Origin of the sequence: Streptomyces sp. NPDC002779 (genome assembly GCF_042888685.1) — a bacterium.
Taxonomy (GTDB): Bacteria; Actinomycetota; Actinomycetes; order Streptomycetales; family Streptomycetaceae; genus Streptomyces.
The window spans coordinates 1-1,444 of the sequence record NZ_JBIAQC010000081.1 but is presented as its reverse complement, the minus strand read 5'-3'; the positions used below and the strand labels follow the sequence as shown (position 1 = coordinate 1,444).

Sequence of the window (1,444 nt, the reverse complement as noted above, 5' to 3'; positions counted from 1 at the left end):
CCCTACGTTGTTCTGCGGGAGGTGCTGAGCCCTTCGTATGGTTCACCCACCCAGGGGTGCCGGGTGTGGTTCAAAAAGCTCTGCCGCTTGTGGCTTTCAGTGATTGGCCGCCCGGTGCCCCACGACGACTCGGCTGCCAATTAGGAATTGCGAATGATCGCTGAGTAGGGAATCGACAGCGAGGTCGTCCGTCGGAAGGCACCAGCACCACACCGCGCGGAGGCACCACATGGCCATGATCTGGGCCGGCATCGACGCAGGCAAGACGCACCACCACTGCGTCGCGATCGACGAGAGCGGCCGCCGGCTGCTGTCCCGACGCGTCGCCAACGACGAACCCGAACTCCTCGAACTCCTCACCGACGTCCTGGCCCTGGGCGATGATGTGACCTGGGGCATCGACCTGGCCGACGGTGGAGCCGCCCTGGCCATCACCATCCTGTTCAATCACGACCAGCCGGTGCACTACATCTCCGGCCGGGCCATCCACCGCGCCTCCGAGAGCTACCGCGGCGAAGGCAAAACCGACGCCAAAGACGCCGCCGTCATCGCCGACCAGACCCGCATCCGCCGCGATCTGCACTCCTTACGCGCCAGCGACGAGACCGTCACCGACCTCAAGATCCTAACCGGCCGCCGCACGGATCTGGTCGCCGACCGCACTCGCACCGTTAACCGGCTCCGCGCCCAGCTCACCGGCATCTTCCCCGGCCTGGAACGGGCACTGGACCTCACCAACACCGGCCCACTCATGCTGCTCACCGGCTACCAGACCCCTGCCTCCCTGCGCCGGACAGGCAAGAAGAGGCTCGAGACCTGGCTGCGTAACCGCAAGGTCCTGCGCCCTGAACGGCTCGCCGAGACAGCTTGGGAGGCCGCCGGACGCCAGCACACCAGCCTGCCCGGCGAGAAACTCACCGCCCAAATGGTGCACACGCTCGCGCGGGAAGTGATGGCCCTCAACCAGCAGGTCGCCGAGCTCGACAAGGCGATCGAGGCCCGGTTTCGCGAACATCGGGACTTCGAAGTGATCACCAGCATGCCGGGGCTGGGAGCCATCCTCGGCGCCGAGTTTCTGGCCGCGACCGGCGGCGACATGAGCTTCTTCGGCACCGCAGACCGCCTGGCCGGCTTCGGTGGCGTCGCACCTGTTCCCCGCGACTCCGGCAAGATCAGCGGCAATCTTCGCCGGCCGCGGCGCTACAACCGCCGACTCCAACGCGTCTTCTACATATCCGCCTTGTTCAGCATCCGACACTGCGATGAGTCCCGCCGGTTTTACGAACGCAAGCGAGCCGAAGGCAAACGCCACATCCAGGCTGTCCTCGCCCTGGCCCGCCGCCGTGTGAACGTCCTCTGGGCCCTCCTCCGCGACGGACGGACCTACGAACTCATGCCACCCACCGCGCACGCGGCTTGACAGACCGCATTAGGAATCACTGAC

The 1,444-nt window shown here is 66.3% G+C and carries 1 protein-coding gene; it reads left to right on the top strand.

Annotated features, from left to right (window positions below; all coding sequences use genetic code 11):
* Positions 1-229: 229 nt before the first annotated feature.
* Entirely contained in the window at positions 230-1,420 is a 1,191-nt protein-coding gene (locus ACFYW5_RS37960) for an IS110 family transposase (RefSeq protein WP_389421695.1), read from the top strand.
* Positions 1,421-1,444 lie beyond the last annotated feature (24 nt).